Source organism: Mariniflexile sp. HNIBRBA6329 (assembly GCF_043558645.1).
In the GTDB taxonomy this organism is placed as follows: Bacteria; Bacteroidota; Bacteroidia; order Flavobacteriales; family Flavobacteriaceae; genus Mariniflexile.
In genome coordinates this window covers 235,325-259,131 of record NZ_JBIFXS010000003.1, presented here as the reverse complement: position 1 = coordinate 259,131, position 23,807 = coordinate 235,325, and the positions used below count along the sequence as shown (strand labels likewise).

11 protein-coding genes are annotated in these 23,807 nt (G+C 34.3%); all 11 read left to right on the top strand.

All coding sequences use genetic code 11. The features are described from left to right. Positions 1–322: 322 nt before the first annotated feature. Positions 323–3,439 carry a glycoside hydrolase family 2 TIM barrel-domain containing protein gene (locus ACGK9U_RS05705; protein WP_394465404.1) on the top strand — a complete coding sequence of 1,039 codons (3,117 nt, stop codon included), beginning with the start codon at positions 323–325 and terminating at the stop codon, positions 3,437–3,439. 30 nt (positions 3,440–3,469) lie between these two features. Next, positions 3,470–4,498 (top strand): family 43 glycosylhydrolase, encoded by a 1,029-nt coding sequence (locus ACGK9U_RS05700; RefSeq protein ID WP_394465403.1) that lies wholly within the window; start codon positions 3,470–3,472, stop codon positions 4,496–4,498. A 10-nt stretch (positions 4,499–4,508) separates the two neighbouring features. Beyond that, entirely contained in the window at positions 4,509–5,885 is a 1,377-nt protein-coding gene (locus ACGK9U_RS05695; protein WP_394465402.1) for a glycoside hydrolase family 27 protein, read from the top strand. Between the two features lie 93 nt (positions 5,886–5,978). After that, positions 5,979–8,078: a family 43 glycosylhydrolase gene (locus ACGK9U_RS05690; protein WP_394465401.1), complete on the top strand. Its 2,100-nt coding sequence runs from the start codon at positions 5,979–5,981 to the stop codon at positions 8,076–8,078. A gap of 98 nt (positions 8,079–8,176) precedes the next feature. Further along, positions 8,177–10,096: a family 43 glycosylhydrolase gene (locus ACGK9U_RS05685; protein ID WP_394465400.1), complete on the top strand. Its 1,920-nt coding sequence runs from the start codon at positions 8,177–8,179 to the stop codon at positions 10,094–10,096. 540 nt (positions 10,097–10,636) lie between these two features. Continuing rightward, positions 10,637–12,817, top strand: coding sequence for an alpha-N-acetylglucosaminidase (locus ACGK9U_RS05680; protein WP_394465399.1), 2,181 nt, complete (start codon positions 10,637–10,639; stop codon positions 12,815–12,817). Positions 12,818–12,884: 67 nt separating this feature from the next. After that, a complete protein-coding gene (locus tag ACGK9U_RS05675; protein ID WP_394465398.1) occupies positions 12,885–14,207 on the top strand; it encodes a sugar MFS transporter in 1,323 nt (440 codons plus the stop codon). Positions 14,208–14,256: 49 nt separating this feature from the next. Further along, the gene (gene nagB / locus ACGK9U_RS05670; RefSeq protein WP_394465397.1) at positions 14,257–16,185 is read left to right on the top strand and encodes a glucosamine-6-phosphate deaminase; all 1,929 of its coding nucleotides are present in this window, start codon (positions 14,257–14,259) and stop codon (positions 16,183–16,185) included. Positions 16,186–16,339: 154 nt separating this feature from the next. Continuing rightward, positions 16,340–19,387, top strand: a complete 3,048-nt coding sequence (locus tag ACGK9U_RS05665; protein WP_394465396.1) for a SusC/RagA family TonB-linked outer membrane protein — start codon at positions 16,340–16,342, stop codon at positions 19,385–19,387. 75 nt (positions 19,388–19,462) lie between these two features. After that, positions 19,463–21,046 carry a RagB/SusD family nutrient uptake outer membrane protein gene (locus ACGK9U_RS05660; RefSeq protein WP_394465395.1) on the top strand — a complete coding sequence of 528 codons (1,584 nt, stop codon included), beginning with the start codon at positions 19,463–19,465 and terminating at the stop codon, positions 21,044–21,046. Positions 21,047–21,451: 405 nt separating this feature from the next. Further along, a complete protein-coding gene (locus ACGK9U_RS05655) occupies positions 21,452–23,764 on the top strand; it encodes a GH92 family glycosyl hydrolase (RefSeq protein ID WP_394465394.1) in 2,313 nt (770 codons plus the stop codon). Positions 23,765–23,807 lie beyond the last annotated feature (43 nt).

Genomic DNA, 23,807 nt, shown 5'->3' with positions numbered 1-23,807 from the left:
CATCGGCATCATCTCTTTGGGTCTGTTGTTCTCATTCTTTGAGAGCCTTAATATTCTGGCTCTCATTAAATTTGCTGTTTTCATTGTGATAATTTGAATTTAGAGTTAGTAAATTCAAATTATTAATTGTCCTGTTTTTAGGGAAGCCTACATTTAGTATAAGAGAAATTTTGGGATATTTTGATCTGTTTTTTTACAGGTTGTTACAATTCAAGCGCATATCCATACAATTGATGAATATGTCTATGTTATGATTTGCTATTTTCACTAAATTCACCTTTTCTATTCCTAAAATTGATTAATAAAACACAAAATTTTATTTATGAAAAACATTGTTTTATGCACGTTGATAATCCTTTGTCAAAACACTTTTAGTCAAGATGATTGGCAAAATCCAGGTATGTTCCAACAAAACAGAGAAAAAGCTCGTGCTTCCTTTTTTACATATGCAACATTAGAAAAAGCCAAACTTGATAATATCGAAAATGAGGCATACATTAAGTGTTTAAACGGTAAATGGAAATTCAATTTTACCGACCATTCAGATCAAGGCATCCCAGATTTTCAGAATGTAAATTTTAATGATAGCAAATGGGATGAAATTCCAGTGCCTGGGAATTGGGAATTATATGGATATGGATATCCTAATTATACAAATATCGAGTATCCGTTTGATAAAAATCCACCTTTTATAAAAGCATCACAAAACTCGGTAGGGTCTTATATAACGTATTTTACGGTAGATGAAAATTGGTTGAACAGAGATGTTTACATTCAATTAGGTTCGGTAAAATCTGGTTATTATTTATGGGTTAATGGAAAAAAAGTAGGTTACAACCAAGACTCGAAACTTCCTGCTGAGTTTAATATCACACCTTATTTGAAAGAAGGTATTAATAAATTAGCGGTTAAAGTATTAAAGTTTACAGATGGTAGTTATTTAGAAGATCAAGATTTTTGGAGATTATCGGGAATTCAACGTGATGTTTATCTTTTTGCTAGACCAAAAATTCAAATAAGAGACTTTTTTGCAAAAGCATTATTGGATGCTAATTATAAAAATGGCGAATTTAGTTTAGAAACAGAAATTAAAAATACATTCAATAAAAGAGCGTCTCGTTTAAAATTACAATATCAAATTCTAGATGCTGATGGAAAAGAAATACTGTCTAATGCATCAACTTTTAATTCTAAAGGTTCTAGTATAAATACCGTAAATTTCACGGGTAGCATTCCCAGTGTAAATAAGTGGTCTGCCGAAAATCCATATTTATATACCTTATTAATCAATCTAGAAGATAATAAAGGGGTAACTATTGAAGCTACTTCAGTAAAAATCGGATTTAGAACTACAGAAATTAAAGACGGACAATTGATGGTAAACGGGAACCCCATTCTTTTAAAAGGTGTTAATAGACATGAGCATAATCAAGATTATGGACATGTAGTTAATAAGGAAGATATGTTGGCAGATATCAAAATGATGAAGCAGTATAATATTAATGCAGTTCGCACGTGTCATTATCCAGACATGCCTTTATGGTATACATTGTGTGATCAATATGGTTTGTATTTGTATGATGAGGCTAATATAGAGTCTCACGGTATGGGCTATGATCCTAAAAATACATTAGCCAACAATCCGGCTTGGAAAGCGGCACATGTCGAGCGAATTACAAACATGGTAAAGCGGGATAAAAACCATCCATCAATCATTGTGTGGAGTATGGGTAATGAAGCAGGTGATGGGCCTAACTTTTTAGCTGGCTATAAAGCCATTTTAGAATTGGACAAAGAAAGACCGATACATTATGAGCGTGCTGAGAGATTATCAGATATTAAAGAACAGCACACCGATATTTTAGGTAACATGTACCAATCTATTGAAGATGTTCAAAAATGGTTGGGAACAGATGCTAAAAGACCATTTATTTGGTGTGAATATGCACATGCTATGGGAAATAGTAGTGGGAATTTTAAAGAATATTGGGACTTAGTAAGAAGTAATAAGCAACTTCAAGGAGGCTTTATCTGGGATTGGATGGATCAAGGTTTAACAAAATATAACGATGAAGGTGTTAAATTTTGGGCTTACGGAGGTCATTTTGAACCAGAAGGAGTGCACCATGATGGGAACTTTTGTTTCAACGGATTGGTCGATCCAGACATGACACCACACCCCGGTTTGTATGAAGTTAAAAAGGAATATCAAAACATTCATTTTAAAGATTTAAAAATTTCAGAAGGAAGTATTACCATCGAAAATGAAAACTTTTTTTCAGATTTAGAAGATTATATCATTCGTTGGGAATTAATGGAGAATGGTTCCGTCATACAAAAAGGTGTTTCCAATCTAACAGGTGTTTTGCCTCAAACAGAAAAAGCATTCAACTTAGGCTTAAAGGATTTTAATAAAAAAAACGGAAAAGAATATTTTTTAAATATGTATGCTTTGCAGGGTGAAGAAACCGAATTGATTCCTTTTGGACATATAGTAGCTTCCCAACAGTTTGCGTTATCATCTTTTGAGAAGACCGCGGTTAAACCAGTAACTTCCAATCAAATTGAGGTTGAAGAACCGCCTGAGAGCATAGCTGTTACTGGCGAGGACTTCGCTATTCAAATATCCAAAAAAACAGGAGCTATTTCATCGTACAAATTGAATCATTATGAGTTGATAGATAATCCTTTAGTACCGACATTTTGGAGAGGGCCAACAGATAACGATTTTGGTAATAAACTACCTGAGCGTGCTGGGGTATGGAAAGAGGTAATGAATAATGCCACATTAAAAAGTATAAGTTCCAATAAAGTATCACCATCGGAATCAGTTGTTAATGCCATCCTACAACTACCAACGGTAGAAGGTGAGATTGCTATGGCGTATACTATTTTTGGTAATGGCAAAATAGATGTCAATTATAAATTTGAAGCTTCTAAAGCCGATTTATCTGAAATCCCACGTATTGGTATGGTTTTCAGAATGCCTAAAGAATTTAATAATCTTGAATACTTCGGTCGCGGTCCTTGGGAAAATTATATTGATAGAAATACTGCAGCTTTTGTTGGTCACTATAGCTCTAAAGTAGCAGATCAATATGTCGCCTATGGCAGACCACAAGAAAACGGACATAAAACAGATGTTAGATGGTTTAGTTTAAAAAATCAAATAGGCTTAGGCTTCGAAATTGAGGCAAACGGAGAAACCATAGAGTTCAATGCACTGCACCATAGCACCAATGATTTTGATCCAGGAAAGGAAAAACTGTTAAGAACGCCTGCTGATGTAAAGGACAGAGATTTTGTTGAAGTCCATATAGATCATAAAATGATGGGTGTTGGTGGCGATACCAGTTGGGGAGCTAAGCCACATGCCCCATACATGTATTATGCAGATAAGGTTTATGAGTATTCGTTTTCAATAAATCCAAAGTTTTAATAAAGCAAATAATAATTCAATAAAAAATAAATGATGATTAAATTTATTAAGCAATCCAAAAGACTTCAAACTATTTCTTATGTATGTGTTTTGTTTTTAGTAGCATACAGTTGTAAACAAAAAGCAGAATCTAAAAAAGAAGAAAAGCCAGCATTAGTAAAAATAACCAACCCTATAGTTGATGGTTATTTTGCAGATCCAACCTTGGTTAAATACGAAGGTAAATACTACATGTATGCCACTATAGATCCTTGGGGAGGTGATGAGTTAGCCGTATTTGAATCATCAGATTTTAAAAATTGGGAACGTAAACATATCAATTGGCCAACCAAAGAGGCGTGTATATCACCAACATCTCAAGAAAGTAGAGTTTGGGCACCTTGCGTTATTCAAGCGCCTAACGAGAAGTTTTATATGTATGTATCTATAGGAAGTGAAGTTTGGGTTGGTGTTAGTGATAAACCATTAGGTCCTTGGGGAAATGCTAAACCAGATGGAAGTCCGCTTGTTAAAGGCGATATGTTCCCGGAATATCATATGATAGATGCGGAGGTTTTTGTAGATGACGATGGTAAATCTTATTTGTATTGGGGATCTGGCTTAAAATGGAAAAATGGGCATTGTTTCGCAGTTCAGTTAAATGAAGACATGATTTCTTATGATGCGAGTGCTGTTAAAGATATTACGCCACCACATTATTTTGAAGCGCCATTCATGATAAAGCGAAACAATAAATATTATTTAATGTATTCTGAAGGTAAATGTATCGACAGTACTTATAAAGTATGTTATTCGGTGGGTGAAACCCCTTTTGGTCCATGGAAAGAAGGTGTAAATAGTCCTGTTTTAACAACCTCAAAAGATTCTACCACCTTAGGCCCTGGGCATCATGCCATGTTTAAAGAAAGCAATCAAGATTATATTTTATACCACAGGATTAAAGATAATAATGATACACTTTTAAGAGAAATAGCAGTAGACAGTTTAAACTTTGATGCAGAGGGTAATATGTTAAAGGTTGAGCCAAAAGGCGGTATAATGAGTTTTATAAATAAGTAATTAAAACTCTATGAAGAGAATTAACGCAATATTAATATTAGTAGCAGTCGTTCTATTAAGTTCTTGTGAAAAGAAAGCAGAAAAGAAACCTTTTGAAGAAGGGGAGTTTAAAAACTGGGCTAAAACGCCACCTATGGGATGGAATAGTTGGGATTGTTATGGGCCAACAGTCAGAGAAGATGAAATGAAGGCAAATGCCGATTACATGGCAGAGAACCTTAAAGAATATGGTTGGGAATATGTCGTTGTAGATATTAGGTGGTTTGTAGAAAACACAAAATCTGGCGGTTATAATCAAAAAGATCCTATATATGTTATGGATGAATATGGTAGATATTTACCTGCTGTAAATCGTTTTCCTTCAGCTGAAAATGGCAAAGGTTTTAAACCATTGGCTGATTATATTCATAGTAAAGGACTAAAATTTGGAATTCATATCATGCGAGGGATTCCAACTATGGCGGTAGATAAAAAACTTCCTATAAAAGGAACGGATGGTATCACGGCAGATCAAATTTATTCAAAAGAAAACCAGTGTAAATGGTTAAGAGATAATTATACGGTTGACGCTAGTAAACCTGGAGCACAAGAATATTACAATTCCATTTTTGAATTGTATGCCGATTGGGGTGTCGATTTTATTAAAATTGATGATCTTTCTGCACCTATTTATCATGAAGATGAGGTGAATCTTATTCGTCATGCTATAGATCATTGTGGTCGCCCCATCGTATTAAGTACGTCGCCAGGAGAAACGCCTTTAAGCGCAGCAAATCATGTGAGTAATCATGCGAATATGTGGCGTATGGTGAATGATGTTTGGGACAGTTGGTGGCATATAAGTCATCTGTCGGAAGTTAGTAAAGACTGGTACGGTTATATTAAACCAGGGACGTGGCCAGATTGCGACATGATTCCTTTAGGACGACTTTCAGTAAGAGGTGAGGTTGGAAAAGATAGAATGACCAACCTAACAAAAGATGAGCAATACACATTAATGACATTGTTTACAATTTTCCGATCGCCATTATTTTTTGGAGGCGATTTACCAAGTAATGATGCCTTTACATTATCGCTTTCAACAAATAAAGAGGTGTTGAAAATGCATTCAGAAAGTTCAGATGTTAGAGAACTTTTTAGAGAAGAAGGTAAGGTCGCTTTGACTTCAAAAAATGTGAGCGATAAGCTTACTTATCTGGCTTTATTTAATATGGCAGATGAGTCACCATTAGATTTAGAAGTTAAGCTTTCAGATTTGGGATTTGTGGGTAAGGTAAAAATTGTAAATATGTGGACTGGGGAAGATCTTGGTGTTTTTGAAAATGATTTTACACAAAATTTAGCACCTCATGCCTCAGGTTTATATAAAATAGAGGCTTCAAAATAAGATTTTTTAAAGCACTAATAAATTCAAATAATGAGAAAACAAGTTAAAAATAGGTTTGCGATATTATTTTATTGTTTAATAACCATAGGTTTTATGTCCTGCAAACCTCAAGAGAAATCAGAAGCTTTTGAGTCGTATTTGTTTGTTTATTTTACTGGTAACGGTCCGGGAGAAGAAGCTGTAAGATATGCATTGAGTGACGATGGGTATAATTATTATGCCCTTAATAATAATAAAGCGGTTATAAATTCAGAAGACATAAGTTCTACAGGAGGGGTTCGCGATCCTCATATTTTAAGAAGCGATGATGGAAAGACGTTTTATATGGTTGTAACCGATATGGTTTCTGCCAATGGATGGGACTCTAACAGAGCTATGGTCTTATTGAAATCAACCGATTTAATTAATTGGACATCCAGTGTTGTCAACATTCAAAAAAGATTTCCTGAAGGGAATGAAGATTTGTTGCGCGTTTGGGCACCACAAACCATTTACGATGCAGAAGCCAAAAAATATATGGTGTATTGGTCTATGAAACATGGTGATGATAAAGACAAAATATATTATGCTTACGCCAATGATGATTTTACCGATTTAGAAACCACACCAGAACAATTGTATGTTAGTCCTAGCAATGCAGCGTGTATCGATGGCGATATTATTTTAAAAGATGGAAAATATCACCTGTTCTTTAAGAATGAAGACGAATCGAAAAAGGGTATTATGCAAGCTGTTTCAGATGAATTAACAAGTGGTTATAAAGAGTTGGATGGCTTCATGAATGTCACAGATAAACCCGTTGAAGGCTCTAGTATTTTTAAATTGATAGATTCTGATGCCTATATTTTAATGTATGATATGTACACCTCAGGAACGTATCAGTTTACAAAAAGTACAGATTTAATCAATTTCTCGGTGGTTGATGATGCCATTTCAATGAATTTTCATCCACGTCACGGCACCATAATTCCTATTACGGCATCAGAAAAGAAAGCGTTGTTAGAAAAATGGGGAGCTATAGATAAAAGTAATTTTGTAAGCTTTGATTCCGAAGCTATCAGAAAATATAATGTTGATATTAATGATGAAGCAGGTACGATGTACATACCTGTAAAATTAGGAACAGATTTAGCTCATTTAGATTTGAAAATTCAAACTGTTCCATGGGCTAATATGTTAACCAACGGCGCACAAGATTTTTCTAAAGGGAATGTTGACTATGTCATAGAATCAGCAGGAAAACAAAAAACGTATGCCGTTTCTGTGCATGAGGATAATAACCCTGTTTTAGACGGTTTTTATGCCGATCCAGAAATTATCTATTCACATAAAAATAACAAATATTATATCTACCCAACCAGCGACGGATTTACAAATTGGTCTGGCACCTATTTTAAAACCTTTTCTTCACCAGATTTGGTACATTGGACAGATGAAGGTGTTATACTAGATTTGTTAAAAGACGTAAGTTGGGCAAATAGAAATGCTTGGGCACCAGCAGCGATAGAAACAAAAATAGATGGTGTTTATAAATACTTTTATTATTTCACGGCTGCTCAAAATATTGGGGTAGCGGTTTCAGATAATCCAGAAGGACCTTTTGTGGATTCTGGAAAAGCCTTAATAGTAGATAAGCCTAAAGGGGTGACAGATGGCCAACAAATAGATCCAGATGTTTTTGCAGATCCTGTTTCTGGAAAGCATTATTTATATTGGGGAAATATGTATATAGGCTGTGCTGAATTAAATAAAGATATGGTTTCTATAAAAGAAAACAGCATGAAGGTATTAACGCCAGATAGCACATTTAGAGAAGGTACAGAGGTGTTTTACAGAAAAGGAATCTATTACTTTTTATGGTCTCAAGACGATACTAGGAGTCCTAATTACTGTGTTCGGTATGCCACTGCCAAGTCACCTACCGGCCCTTTAACCATTCCTAAGGATAATTTAATTTTAACGAAAAGACCAGAAGACGGTATTTATAGTACAGGACACAATAGTGTGATACAAACGCCAGGTACCGATAATTGGCATATCGTATATCATAGGTTTAATCGCCCTAAAGGCATCACCATGGGAGATGCTGCAGGATTTAATCGCGAAGTTTGTATTGATAAATTAGAGTTTAATCCAGATGGAAGCATCAAGCCCGTAGTACCAACAGTATCAGGAATAAAATCTATAAATTAAAATTGAATGAATCTACGAAATAATCTGTTTAGTAAACTTTTGATACTTACTGCGCTAGGGTTCTTTAGTTGTAAATCGACAAGAATAGCCCAAAAAACATGAAAAAAATCATATTAAAGATAGTCATACTATCAGTTTTAAATATAATCACACTAAATGCTCAAAACACAAATTTTGAAGGCTATTTATTTGCTTATTTTGAGGGGAAAGGTCTAGGCGACATGCAAGAACAGTTGCGATTGGCTGTAAGCGATGACGCTGTAAATTGGAAAGCATTAAATAAAAACCAACCCATCTTGAAATCCAGCGAGATTTCAAGCACTGGCGGTGTTCGCGATCCACATATTTTAAGGACGGAAGATGGTAAGCACTTTTATATGGTGGCTACAGATATGAATACTGTTAAAAGTGGTTGGGATACGAATCCAGGTATTGTCATGTTAAAATCAAACAATCTTTTAGATTGGGAGTCTTCAATTATAAATTTAGAAAAGCAATATCCTAAAAAATTTAAAAACGTCAAATGGGTTTGGGCGCCACAAACCATTTACGATCCTAAAGTTAAAAAGTATCTTGTTTATTTTACGGTTCGATTTCATGATGACCTAAATTTAGATTTTTACAGTGCTTATGCTAATAAAGATTTTAGTGGTTTCGAAAAAGCGCCAACACTCATGTATCGAGCTAAAGATGGTGCTATAGATAGCGATATTATTTTTAAAGATGGTACATATCATTTGTTTTATAAAGGAAATACAAAAGATAAAGACGGTAAGGAAATAAAAAATGGTATCAAGCAAGCTACAAGTAATTCGTTACAAGGGCCATGGATTGAAAGTTTCGACTATATTGATGTTTACGCCAATACATCAACGAACGTAGAGGGCTCTTCTGTTTTTAAATTGAATGATTCAGACGACTATATTTTAATGTATGATTTGTATTCTAATGGCCGTTACGAATTTCAGTGTACTAAAGATTTGTACAATTTCACTTCAGAAACAGAATCGTTTACTAAAAATTTCTTCCCAAGACATGGAAGTGTTATAAGTATAACAAAATACGAGGCTAAAAGATTAAATAAAAAATGGGATGGTGTTCCTGCAAGTTTATTAACGAACGCCAACGGTGAATATTTGTTTAAGCCAGAAGGTAATCCCATTATTAAGCATAAATATACAGCAGATCCCGCTGCGTTTGTTGTAGATGAAACTCTATGGTTATATACTGGCCATGATTTTGCAGGTGGACAAACCGGTTACAAAATGAAAGATTGGTGCGTGTTTTCTACAACAGACTTGCAAAACTGGACAGAGCATCCAATACCTCTAAAAATCACTGATTTTTCTTGGGCAACAAGTGGTGCAGCTTATGCAGGGCATGTGATTGAAAAAAACGGAAAATACTTTTGGTATATCAGTAGTAATTCGACAGGAATTGGTGTGGCAGTATCCGAAAAGCCAGAAGGACCTTTTAAAGATGCTTTAGGAAAGCCTTTATTAACAAATAAGGATTGCTTTGCGTCATCGCATGCATGGGCGTGTATAGACCCAGCTGTTTTTACGGATGATGATGGACAGTCATGGATATTTTGGGGGAATGGACAATGTTATTACGCCAAGTTAAAAGAAAATATGATTGAAATTGATGGCGACATAAAACAAATAAATTTTGATGGTTTTGAATTTACTGAAGCACCATGGGTTCACAAACATAATAACAAGTATTACTTGTCCTACGCTACAGGTTTTCCTGAAAAAATAGCTTATGCCATGGCAGATACTATAGATGGACCGTATGTTTATAAAGGTATTCTAAATGAAATTGCAGGTAATAGTAATACGAATCATCAAGCCATACTTGATTTTAAAGGAAAGACCTATTTTATTTATCATAATGGTGCAATACAGACGGATGGAGGTAGCTATAGCAGGTCGGTATGTATTGATAAATTAGAATATAATACAGATGGCACGATAAAGCCAATTATAATGACTTCTTCTGGGATTAAAGAATAGTTTTGAACTGATTATCGACGGGTACAAGATTTTATGTTCATTATCTTAACGAAATTTAAAAAAATAAAATCAAGCAATATTAAAAAGCATTGTTTGGTTTTTTTTAGAACAATTATCTCGCATGAAACCTTCCAAAAACTTGTAATTAAAGCGTTTCAAAATTGCTTTTATCATATTATTCTTCAAAAAATAGCTTCAAATAGTAAAATAATAGGTAAAACCCAATTTGTCTATGTTTTTGATTAATGTGTCCATTTCAAAGCAGATCAATAGATTTAACTTTATCATAAGTTAAGAAAAAATACTTAAGAAGGCTTAGTTATCCTCTTAAGGAGATAAAAGACAACGTTTTTTTTACAAATTTATACCTGTTGAAATAAATAAATAACTTGTCTTTTATGTAATAGTAGTTGTTTAGTTTGGTTAGTTTAGGAGGGAGATGATTTATTATTCAATAATTTATTCTCCCTTTTTTTTAAATTTTCAAGCAGCTTAAAAGTGATTAATGTTTTTAAAGCCCCCATATTAAATTTTATCGCAATGAGAAAAAACTCCTTAAATCACAATATGTTTAGTTCACTTAAAATTCCTTTTCGAATTTTTATCGCGTTGTTTTCGTTATGCTTTAACACGTCATGTAAAAATTCAGAAGAAACAAAAAGTGCATTCGTAGTCCTAGAAAACCTTATTGGTGATCGTGCCAGTGAATTTGAGCTAAAAATTGTTAAAAACAATCAGTCAGACGACGCAGACTGGTTTAAAATTAAATCGACAGCAAATAGTGTAATTATACAAGGTACGTCTAATACAACTATTTGTTATGCTGCCTATCATTTTCTAAAGGATATTGGAGCTGCGTCGGTGAGTTGGGAAGGTAACAGAGTAAATTTGCCGGAAACTTGGCCAATATATTCCAAAACAGGAAACACACCCTTTAAATTTCGAGAATATTTAAATGCTTGTGTCTTTGGTTATACGACCCCTTGGTGGGATTGGGATAGATGGTCTCAGGAAATAGATTGGATGGCACTGCATGGTATTAATTTGCCAACAGCGCTTGAGGGACAAGAAATAGTTTGGCAACAATTATGGAGAGAATATGGCCTTTCCGACAGTCAGTTGCAAGAACATTTTGCAGGACCAGCTTTTTTGCCATGGCAAAGAATGGGTAATATAAATAGCCATGCAGGTCCGCTACCTCAAGAATGGATTAATAAAAAGTCAGATATTCAGAAAAAAATATTGCAAAAAATGAGAATGTTAGGTATGCATCCTGTGGTGCCGGCGTTTAGTGGTTATGTACCAAAAGCATTTGCAGAACAACATTCTAATTCTAAAATAAGTGAATTAAGTGCTTGGTCTGGGGGAGGTTTTGCAAGCACCTATTTATTGGATCCAAAAGATCCTTTGTTTAAAGAAATTGGTAAACGTTTTATTGAATTGTATTCCGATTTATATGGTAAGTCAGATTTTTATCTGGCTGATTCTTTTAATGAAATTGAACCCCCAGTATCAAAGGAACACAAAAACGAAGAATTATCGGATTATGGAAAGATTATTTATGAAACTATAGATGAAGCGGCGCCTGGATCAACATGGGTAATGCAAGGTTGGCTCTTTGGTCATGATAAGGAATTTTGGACAAAAGAAGCTACTATGGCTTTTTTAGACAAAGTGCCAGACGACAGACTTATTATTCAAGATTATGCCAACGATCGGTATAAGGTATGGGAAAACCAAGAAGCTTTTTATGGTAAACAATGGACTTATGGTTATGTGCATAATTATGGAGGGTCTAACCCTGTTTATGGCGATTTGGGTTTTTATAATAATGAACTTAAAAGTATATTAAATCGCGCCAATAAGGGCAATTTGGTTGGCTACGGCGTCATGCCAGAAGGGTTAAATAACAACTCGGTTGTTTACGAATATATTTATGATCTTCCATGGGCAAAAGGCCAAGAACCAGTAAGAAATTGGTTAAAAACGTATCTTAATGCTAGATATGGTAAAACACCTGAGCCAGTTTTTAAGGCATGGCAATTATTATTAGAATCGGTATATAGCACTAAATATTGGGAAACACGTTGGTGGGAGAGTAGAGCAGGTGCGTATTTGTTTTTTAAACGACCTACCTTAACAATCACAGCGTTTAATGGCAATCTAGGTGATAAGGAAAAGCTAAAACAAGCATTGGATATTTTGACTAGCCAATCAAAAAACTTTGATAAAAATAGTCTTTTCCATTACGATTTACTGGAGGCGTCAAGACAGTATTACTCATTAACTATCGATGATTTGTTAATGGAATGTGTTAAAGCTTATGATGAAAAGGAGATTGAAAAAGGAGATTTTTTATTATCTGAAATTCAGAAAAATGCTTTTAAAATAGATGACATGCTTTCAGGGCAACCTTTAAATAATCTTAACTATTGGTTAACCTCTGCCTGGAATTATGGGAATTCTTCCGAAACATCTAAGATTTATTTAAAAAATGCTAAAATGCTAATCACTATGTGGGGTGGTGAAGGTCATTTAAATGATTACGCATCAAGATCATGGAAAGGCATGTATAAAGAATTTTATTGGCCTAGATGGAACATGTTTTTAGAAGCCTTAAGAGAATCCGTCTTAAATAATACACCTTTTGACGAATTAAAGGAAAGAGAATTAATAAAAGAATGGGAAACAAAATGGTGTAATAATGATGACATGTATTAGTTTAATACAGATAACTTTTAGCTATGTTTATAAAATAAATTAATGATATAAGAGTAACTATATATTTATGAAACAGACGAATACACAATCAAACAAGACTTTAGTTCCCATTATAATTATAGCGAGTTTATTTTTTATTTTTGGTTTTGTCACTTGGATCAATGGTGCCTTGATTCCATTTATGAAAACGATTAATGAGCTTACCGATGCCCAATCGTATTTTGTTGCCACAGCATCTTACATTTCATTTGTTGTGATGGCATTGCCTGCGTCTTATATTCTAAACAAAATTGGATATAAAAAAGGCATGTCATTAGGTTTAATTATCATGGCTATTGGTGCTCTCGTATTCATACCTGCTGCCGAAGCAAGAACCTATTGGCTGTTTTTAACTGGTATTTTTATTCAAGGTATAGGTATGACCTTGTTACAAACGGCAGCAAATCCTTATATCACTATTTTAGGACCTATAGAAAGTGGCGCGAAACGTATTGCCATTATGGGTATAGCCAACAAGACAGCAGGAGCTTTAGGTTCTCTAATTTTTGGAGCTTTACTGCTGTCTGGAATCGATGAAGTAAAAGAGAAATTAGGAAGCGTATCTATTCAAGAAAAGACAGTCCTTTTAGATACGATGGCTGATAGTGTTTTTATGCCTTATTTAATTATGGCTATTGTACTATTTTTTTTAGGTCTATTAATAAGAAAAGCACCATTGCCTAACGTAGAAGCTACGGAAGCTAAAGAATTAAAAGAAGGAGAAACCACAAAGACGAGTATTTTTCAGTTTCCTAATTTATGGTTAGGAGTGTTAACATTATTTGTATATGTGGGTGTAGAAGTGATAGCTGGAGATACCATTATAGCATATGGTATATCTTTAGGCTTCTCAGCAGCAGATGCCAAATTCTTTACCACCTTTACTCTTTTAGCAATGGTGGCTACTTACGCCTTGGGCGTTATTTTAATTCCAAAATATTTAAAACAAGGTATGGCACTCAAAATTAGTGCTGTTTTAGGAATCCTTTTTAGCATCTGTATTTTATTAACATCTGGGTTTACATCTGTGCTATTTGTAGCATTTTTAGGTATTTCTAACGCTTTGGTTTGGCCAGCTGTTTGGCCTTTAACATTAGATGGTTTGGGTAAGTTTACAAAAACGGCCTCTGCGTTATTAATCATGGCGATTTCAGGAGGAGCTATCATCCCTCCTTTATATGGTAGATTAGTAGATGCGAACGCACATGAACTTATAATTTCTGGAATAAGTAAATCGGAAGCTATAGCATCGGCATCAACAAATAGTTATTGGATTTTAATTCCATGTTATTCCATCATATTATTTTTTGCAATATGGGGACATAAACTTAAAAGTTGGCCCAAAGGATAATTTTTGAAGATAGAAATAAAAAAATATAATCAATTAAAAAAACAAAGCAATGTTATATAGTAGTATAGATAAGGCAACAAGTTTTGAAAAACGATTTGAAAACGTAGAAACTGTAGTTTATGAAAACTCAACAGAAGCTTCCAAATCTGTTGCTAAAGAGATTGCAGCGCTTATTAAAGTAAAACAAAACCAAAAACAACCTTGCATATTAGGACTAGCCACAGGGTCTTCACCAAAGGGTTTGTACGCAGAATTGGTAAGGTTGCATAAAGAAGAAGGACTTAGTTTTAAGAATGTGATATCCTTTAATTTGGATGAATATTATCCTATGGAGCCAGACTCTATAAATAGCTATGTTCGTTTTATGAAGGAACAATTATTCAATCACGTAGATATTTTACCAGAAAATTATCATGTGCCAGATGGCATGCTAAAAAAGGAAGAAATAGCAGAATATTGTAATGACTATGAATCCAAAATAGAAGTATTAGGCGGTTTGGACTTACAAATTTTGGGTATTGGGGGTAACGGTCATATTGGTTTTAATGAATCAGGATCACTTCAAAATTCCAAAACCAGATTGGTCGCTTTAGATCATATTACTAGAGTAGCTGCTAGCGGAGATTTTTCGGGATTGAATAATACACCCAGAACAGCTATTACGTTAGGTGTTAAAAAAATAATGGAAGCCAAACGCGTTATACTCATGGCTTGGGGAGAAGGGAAATCCAATATTGTCAAATCTTCTGTAGAAGGAACCGTCACCAATTTAGTGCCAGCTTCTTTTCTGCAAGAGCATAATAATGCCACGTTTGTGTTGGATAAATCCGCTGCATCAAAATTAACACGTATCAATACACCTTGGTTGGTTGAAAAAGTGGAATGGACAGAAGCGCTCACAAAAAAGGCAGTATTAGGTTTAGCCTTGCATTTAGAGAAACCTATTTTGATGCTTACTGATGCTGATTATATTGAGAATGGGATGAGTGATTTACTAGCAGATTCAGGTCCAGCCTACGATATTAATATTCAAATATTCAATAAATTACAAAATACCATTACAGGTTGGCCTGGAGGAAAACCCAATGCTGATGATAGCAAACGACCAGAACGTGCCGAACCTGCAAAAAAGAGAGTTTTAATATTTAGTCCGCATCCAGATGATGATATTATTAGTATGGGTGGTACTTTTAAGCGCCTGCATGAGCAAGGCCATGAAGTGCATTTAGGCTATCAAACGTCTGGAAATATTGCTGTTGCAGATGATGAAGCCTTACGCTTTGCAAGTTTTGTATGCGATTACAACGAAAAGTTTGGCATAGAAAATAACGAAGCTTCTGCTATTTATAAAAAAGCAAAAACATTTCTTCAAAATAAAAAGACAAGCGAAATTGATATTGAAGAGGTACGCTATATAAAAGGACTTATTAGAAAAGGAGAAGCACAATCTACTTGTTATTTTATAGGTTTGCCAGATAGTCAAATTCATTTTATGGAACTTCCTTTTTACGAAACGGGTACCATCGAGAAAAAGCCTTTAGGTGAAAAGGATATCCAAATCACCATGGATTTAATAGAGAAAATTAAACCGCACCAAATTTATGCTGCGGGAGATTTAGCAGATCCACACGGTACACACAAAGTATGTTTAGATGCCATTTTTAATGCAGTTAAAAGATTAAAGTCAAAAAAGTTTATGGATGACTGCTGGGTTTGGCTATACCGAGGTGCTTGGCAAGAATGGAGTGTCGATGAAATTGAAATGGCAATACCCATGGGGCCAGATCAAGTACTTGAAAAACGTAAAGGTATCTTTAAGCATCAATCTCAAAAGGATGGCGTCGTGTTTCAAGGAGCAGATAGTAGAGAATTTTGGCAACGAGCCGAAGATAGAAACAGAGAAACGGCTCATATATATGATAAATTAGGTTTGTCAAATTATGCAGCCATGGAAGCTTTTGTTAAGTGGAAATATTAAGTTAAAAAAGTTGTAAGTAAATATCTTGTTTATTATAAAAAAGCATAAAATAAAGGGATTTAATCAAAAAATCCATATAAATGAATAAGATGTCCATTAGTTAACAAAGTCTTAACAATAAATTAGCAGTAACTAAAATTTAAATAATTTAAATATGGAAAAAATTAAACTTTTATTAATAGCCATGATGCTATGTTTTTCATCTATCTCTTGGTCACAGGATAGTGTCACTGGAGTTGTATCAGATGAAAACAATGTTCCTATAGCAGGAGCCAATTTAAAAATCAAAGGAACTTCAATTGGTGCATCTACTGATTTTGATGGTAACTTTTCGATTATGGCCAATTCAGGAGATGTTCTTGTATTCTCTTATGTAGGTTATAAAACCTTAGAGGTTGCTTATACAGGACAATCTCCAATGAATGTTAATCTCGAGGAGGATATTGCAAAGCTTGATGAAGTCGTAATTATTGGTTATGGAACAGTTAAGAAAAGTGATTTAACTGGTTCTGTTGCATCAATTGGTTCTAAAGAAATTCAACAAGCAAACAAAGTTGATGCCGTTTCGGCATTACAAGGTCAAGCGGCAGGGGTAGTAATTCAGCGTACAGATAATAAACCGGGATCGGGTGGTTTTAATATCCGTATTCGTGGAGCAAGTACTATCAATTCAAATGAAACTGCAAACCAAGGTGGTTTTAATCCAGGTCAAAATCCACTTTTCATTGTGGATGGTATCTTTGTAGATGATATTTCATTTGTTAACCCTGCAGATATTGAAAGAATGGATGTTTTAAAAGATGCTTCGGCAACTGCTATATATGGTTCTAGAGGTAGTAACGGGGTTGTTATAGTTGAAACAAAACGTGGTAAGACCGGAGATCTTAAAGTTAATTATAGTAATTATGTAGGTTTTAAACAAGCTTATCATCTTCCAGACATGCAAGATGGTCCTGGATATGTAGAATACCTTAAAGATGTTGTAGTGGGTAATCAGTTTGCATCAGGAAATTTAAGTTATACTAGAGATCAGGTTGTGCTATCAGATTATTTAGATGCTGAAGAATTACAAAATGTTGCCGATGGCATAAGTACAGATTGGGTAGATCTTACACTTCAAAACGGTTTTCAAACCAACCACACTGTTAACGTAAGCGGAGGAACAGAGAAAACTAAATATGCCGCAGGATTGGCTTACACTAAAGATGAAGGTACACTTGGTGGTGAAGTTTTTGATCGTTATAACATTAGAGGAAGTTTAAGCAGCGATCTTACTAAATGGTTGAATTTAAGTGTAAGTAACTATGTTACTCATGCACTTCAAAATTCTGCAAGTTGGGAAGGGTTTAGAAGTGCTTACAGATTAAAGCCAATTGGAAGACCATATAATGACGATGGTTCTTTAAGATTCTTTCCGACACAGAAGGAAACTCAAATTACAAATCCATTATTTGAGCCAAATGGAGAAACGAAAGAAACAAAATTCCTACAATATATAGGTGATATTGCATTGCAAATTAAACCTTTAGAAGGATTAACATTTACTACTAAGTTTTCTCCAAATGTAAAATATACAAGATATGGGGAATATCGTGCACTATATTCTAAAAGTGTAACAGGTAATCCTAAGAACAGAAGAGCTCAAGTAAACAATTTTAATTATTTTTCTTACACTTGGGATAATATTCTTAACTATAAATTTACGGAAGGAATTCATGCTGTAGATTTTACAGGTGTAATTTCTAGATTTAGCGAGCGTTCTGAAGGTTATTATAATCAAGTTAGAAATTTCACAACAGATAATTATTCATTCTACAATTTAGACGCAGGACTTGATATTAGAGAAGTTTCAAGTGATTTTATTAAACAAACTTTAGAATCTTATACTGGAAGAATAAATTATACTTTAATGGACAAGTATTTATTTACTGTAACAGGAAGATATGATGGAGCATCTATTTTAGCTGAAGGCAATAAATGGGCATTTTTCCCATCGGCAGCTGTCGCTTGGAAATTAATTGATGAAAGTTTTATGCAATCTCAAGGTATATTCTCTAACGCAAAAGTAAGGTTAAGTTATGGTCAGACCGGTAATAATGGTCAAGGCGGTGGATTAGGTCCATTAAGATCTCAATCCCTGCTTGGTAGTAGTGCTACGAATATTGGAGATGTTGCTGTTCCAAGTTTATATGTAACCGATATAGCAAATAAGGATCTTAAATGGGAAAAAACAAGTGAGGTAAACTTCGGTCTTGATTTCGGGTTTATAAATAATAAGATTAATGGTTCTATTGATATATATAATAGAAAAAATACTGATATTATATTTTACAAAGCTATTCCTGCGGTTACTGGTTTTACAGGTATTTATGATAATATTGGAGAGTCTACAAATAAAGGAATCGAGATTGCTTTAAATACCGTGAATATTGATAACGGTGATTTTAAGTGGACCACTAATTTTAATTTTGCATCTAACAAGAATACTATTGATAAATTAAACGGAAGCGATATCTTCTATAACGTTGGAGGTACAAGTCTTATTCATCGAGTAGGTGAGCCTATTGGAGCTATTTATGATTATGTGCTAGATGGCGTTTGGCAACTAGATGAAGCAACTGAAGCTGCAGCTTATGGGCAAACACCAGGACAAGTAAGAGTAAAAGACTTAAATGGTGATGGAGTGATAACTGCTGATAAAGATAGACAAGTTATTGGTCAAGTAACGCCAAAATGGACTGGAGGTCTTACTAGTACTATGAATTATAAAAACTTCGACTTTTCATTTTTTATAAGTACAAGTCAGGGTAATAAATTAATGAGTAATTTCCATACAAATAACTCATTCCCTTACGATAATGACCCGTCAAGACTTTTTAATGCATATGATGTAAATTACTGGACACCAACTAATCCTACCAACAATTGGTATCAACCAGGTAATGGTGGACAATATCAACATACTATTAAGTATAAAGATATTTCGAATACTAGAGTTGGTTTTATAACATTAGGTTATACGCTTCCTTCTAATATTTTAGATAAACTGAAAATTGAAGGTTTAAGGTTTTATACAACTGTACAAAACCCATTCATCTTTACAGATTATGATGGATGGGATCCAGATAGTGCTGGTAGAAACTCTTGGGGAGCCTCTTATTTGTCTCGTACATACATGCTAGGCCTTAATTTAAATTTTTAATTATCTGATAAATAAAATTCAAAAAAAATGAAATATATAAATCATAAAATAATTGTTATACTGCTTACTGCAAGTGTGTTTAACACGAGTTGCGACAGTTATTTAGAAGAAGAAAATAAGTCTTCTATAACTATTGAAACAGCCAGTTCTGATTCGGAGACATTTAATCAATTGGTAGCTTCGGTATATGAAAGAGCTAGAGAAACAACGACGCATTATCGTCCTGATATGTACTATACTTTAGAAGATCTAGGGACTGATGTTGTAACCAGAAGATCAACAATTCAAGGTACCGATGAAATTAATGATTATGTAAATATGAATTCTTTCACTTGGGCTGTAGGGGTATATTGGGCGAATCAATATAGTATCATTTCAGCAGCTAATACAGCTATAGATAATGCAGAAAACATTGCAGATCTTACAGATAGTGAAAAAGCTATTGGTATTGGAGAATCTAAATTTTTTAGAGCTTGGAGCTACTTTAATTTAGTAGAAAATTATGGAGGTGTTCCTTTAGTTTTAAATCAAGTTACAACAGGTCAAACTCAATATACACGAGATAGCGAAGAAGCAGTTTACACTCAAATAGTTCAAGATTTAGAAGATGCCTTAGCATCTGTTAATTCAACAGCAAGTGCATACGGCAGAGTAACTAAAGATGCTGTAAGACACTTGTTATCTAAAGTATTCCTAACAAGAGGTTACAAATCATTTGGAACATCTTCAGATTTTACTGAGGCAGCCTCTTTAGCAGAAACGGTAATAACTAATCATCCATTAGTATCTTCTTTTGCATCACTGGTTGATATAGGTAATCAAAGAAACTCAGAAGTAATTTTCTCTTATTTATTTGGAAGTAATTCAGTAAGCAGAGGGTGGGGCAACTCTAAGCATATGTTATATAAATTTAGATTTTATGACTACCCAGGTTTAGAAAAAACAGTACAAGGCTTAGGAGGCATGCCAACACCTTTTTATTATTCTCTTTTTGAAGATAATGATAAAAGAGCTGCCGCTACTTTTACTAGGGTTAATTATGCTACAGAAGATTATATAGGTTATGAAAATGGTACGCCTGTAAACGTTGCTGCTGGTGATACAGCGATATATTTCCCTAAAACAGTATGGACACCGACTCAGATTGCTGCAAAGCGCTATAAAGTAATTAATCCAGGGACTTATTTTCAAAATGACGGTGTAACAAATACACATTTTCCTATGTTTACTAAATTTGATGATCCTACCATAACATTTACTCAGCCAGATCAATCTTCACAAGGAGAAAGAGATATGGTTATGATGAGATCAGGTGAAGCTTATTTAATTGCTGCAGAAGCCTATTTTAAATTAAATAATTCTGTTGATGCAGCGGCACGTCTTACAACGTTGCGTTCTCGAGCAGGGTTAACTACGGCAGTAGCGTCAGGAGATGTAAATCTTGATTTTATACTTGATGAAAGAGCCAGAGAATTAACTGGTGAAGTAAATAGATGGATGGATTTAAAAAGAACAGGTAAGTTAATAGAGCGTGTTTTAGCTCATAATCCGCATGCAGCTTTAAATAATGCACTTAAAGAAAAACATCTTGTTAGACCTATACCTCAAACTGAAATTGATGCTTCAGAGCAAAGTATTACACAAAACCCGAACTATTAATATTATTTCAAAATAGTTTTGTAGAGTTAGTTTAGTTTTTTGTTAATTAAATATAGGCAGGCATGTTTGTAGCCTGCCTATATTTTTAATAAACTCATTTAAATTTTTTTGATTGAAGTGAAAATTAGTCATTTTTTGTCCAATCGAAGTTTTTTTTGAGTTACATAGCAGGACTATGAAAGGAAAAAAAGACATAGAGTGGGCGTAAAAGGGCAATTTTTTAGCCAATTGAAAAAAAATTAAACGAGTTCAATAACACATTTATCTTGAAAGTGAAAATTAGATATTTAATAAAAGCTTTCTATGAGCCTGCTTCTTATGTAAAAAATAAATTCATTTAGGTAGAACCTATCGGTCAAATAAAATCCTAGTGAGTTCAATACAAATTTCTCGTTAATATTATCAATGAAGTTAAATAATAATATAGTTAATGGCATTTTAACGGTTAGTATCATACTTTCCTTTTTAGTTTCCTGTAAAGAGGAAATAAAACCTTCTATTGATAAAAAATCTTTATCGGATAAAGTATACCCTTTTCTTGATACCGAAAACTCAAGATGGTTTTTCTTTTCATCTGCTAGCCGTCCATTTGGAATGGTTAATTTAAGTCCGGATACGCAAATTGGAGGCGATTGGGGCACCGGGTATCGCTACAATACGGACACCATAAAAGGCTTCAGTCATATCCATGCTTGGCAACTATCTGGTTTATCGGTTATGCCTGTAACCATTTCCCATGAAAACAAAGATCATATTTTTACTGATTTTTTCTCAAGTTTTAAACATCAAGCAGAAACAATAACGCCAGGATATCATTCAGTAGAGTTAGATAGGTATCAAATTAAGGTCGCATTAACAAGTACAAAACGAGTTGGGTTTCACCAATATTCGTTTCCGAAAAATAAAGAGGCAGGTATCCTCTTCAACTTAAATACCATATTGGGACCTTGTGAAAATGTAGAGGGCGTACTAAAGCAAACGGGGAAAAGCGAGTTGGCGGGTAAATTAGTAGCAGCTCCAACACACAGACGTCCTAAACCATTAACCATATATTTTAAAGTGCAACTAAATGTTCCTGTGACTGCTTTGGAAGAAGATGCTGAAACAGGAAATTATTTAATCAAGATAGAAAATACAGAGAAAGCTGTTTTAATGAAGGCTGGGATTTCTTATACTTCAATAGAAAACGCAACTAATAATATCCAGCAAGAATTACCCCATTGGGATTTTGATAAAGTAGTCACGGAATCGAAAACCGAATGGCATAATATGTTGTCAAGAATTCAAGTGGAAGGAGGAACCGATACAGACCAAAAACGATTCTATACCGATTTATGGCATGCTTTACAAGGCAGAAGAATCATTAGCGATGTTAATGGCGCCTATCCAGATAATACAGGTAAAACTTTTAGGGTTGGCCAGTTGCCATTGAATGCAGATGGTAAACCTAAATTCAACCATTACAATTCCGATTCATTTTGGGGCGCACAATGGACTATCAATACGCTTTGGGGATTGGTGTATCCAGAAATTATGGAAGAGTTTGTACATTCCTTAATGCAATATTATAAAGATGGTGGTATGATTCCCCGGGGGCCTTCTGGGGGTAATTATACTTATGTAATGACAGGAGCTTCCACAACACCATTTATCGTAAGTGCTATTCAAAAAGGAATCATAAAAGAAGATTTAGAATCTATTTATAGCGCACTCAAAAAAAACCACATGTCTGGCGGTATTATGGGAAAAGCCGGTTACGAACATACTACGGATATAGGAGGCGGTTTAAAATATTATTTAGAAAAAGGCTATGTGCCTTACCCTATTCCTGAAGGGAACTTCGGATTGCATCAAGACGGTGCCAGCCAAACCTTGGAATATGCTTATCAAGATTGGACATTGGCGCAATTGGCTAAAAAATTAAATCATGATGAAGATTACAATTATTTTATGGCTAGATCCAAAAATTATAAACATGTGTTTGATACCAACATAAGTTGGATGCGACCTAAAAATGTTGAAGGGACATGGGCCGAAAACTTTGACCCTTATCAATACGAACACGGATTTATAGAATCAAATGCGGCACAATCTACTTGGTTTGTACCACATGATGTTGATGGTTTAGCACTATTGATGGGCGGAAAAGACAAAGCTATTGAAAAATTAAATACGCAATTTGAAACAGCCAAAGCATTAAAGTTTACTTCAGGGACATCACATGATGCTGAATTACATCCAGAATATAGCCGCATTCCAATCAATTTCGGAAATCAACCTTCCATACAAACCTCATTTATTTTTAACCAATTAGGTAGGCCAGATTTAACACAATATTGGACAAGGACTGTGATTAAAGAAACGTTTAGTGGATTGGCTCCAAGCACAGGCTATAACGGCGATGAAGACCAAGGCTTAATGGGTAGTTTGAATGTGTTGTTTAAAATGGGCTTATTTCAAATGAATGGTGGAACGGAAGAAAATCCAGCATATCAAATAGGAAGTCCTATTTTTAATAAAGTTACCATACAGTTAAACCCAAAGTATTATTCAGGTGAAACATTTGTTATTAAGGCCTCTAATAACAGCCCTGATAATGTTTATATAGATGAAATAAAATTAAATAATAAGCCTAAAATGTATTTAAGTATATCTCATGAAGACATAGTGAATGGCGGCGAGCTGCTCTTGGAAATGTCTAATAAACCTAGTCAGTAGTAGAATAAATTTAAAAATGTTGCCAACTAAAACCTTATAAATA

Excerpts from the sequence above, each read along its gene's own strand:
- ACGK9U_RS05705 (WP_394465404.1), top strand. The coding sequence starts at position 323 with ATGAAAAACATTGTTTTATGCACGTTGATAATCCTTTGTCAAAACACT.
- ACGK9U_RS05700 (WP_394465403.1), top strand. The coding sequence starts at position 3,470 with ATGATGATTAAATTTATTAAGCAATCCAAAAGACTTCAAACTATTTCT.
- ACGK9U_RS05695 (WP_394465402.1), top strand. The coding sequence starts at position 4,509 with ATGAAGAGAATTAACGCAATATTAATATTAGTAGCAGTCGTTCTATTA.
- ACGK9U_RS05690 (WP_394465401.1), top strand. The coding sequence starts at position 5,979 with ATGTCCTGCAAACCTCAAGAGAAATCAGAAGCTTTTGAGTCGTATTTG.
- ACGK9U_RS05685 (WP_394465400.1), top strand. The coding sequence starts at position 8,177 with ATGAAAAAAATCATATTAAAGATAGTCATACTATCAGTTTTAAATATA.
- ACGK9U_RS05680 (WP_394465399.1), top strand. The coding sequence starts at position 10,637 with ATGAGAAAAAACTCCTTAAATCACAATATGTTTAGTTCACTTAAAATT.
- ACGK9U_RS05675 (WP_394465398.1), top strand. The coding sequence starts at position 12,885 with ATGAAACAGACGAATACACAATCAAACAAGACTTTAGTTCCCATTATA.
- nagB (WP_394465397.1), top strand. The coding sequence starts at position 14,257 with ATGTTATATAGTAGTATAGATAAGGCAACAAGTTTTGAAAAACGATTT.
- ACGK9U_RS05665 (WP_394465396.1), top strand. The coding sequence starts at position 16,340 with ATGGAAAAAATTAAACTTTTATTAATAGCCATGATGCTATGTTTTTCA.
- ACGK9U_RS05655 (WP_394465394.1), top strand. The coding sequence starts at position 21,452 with ATGAAGTTAAATAATAATATAGTTAATGGCATTTTAACGGTTAGTATC.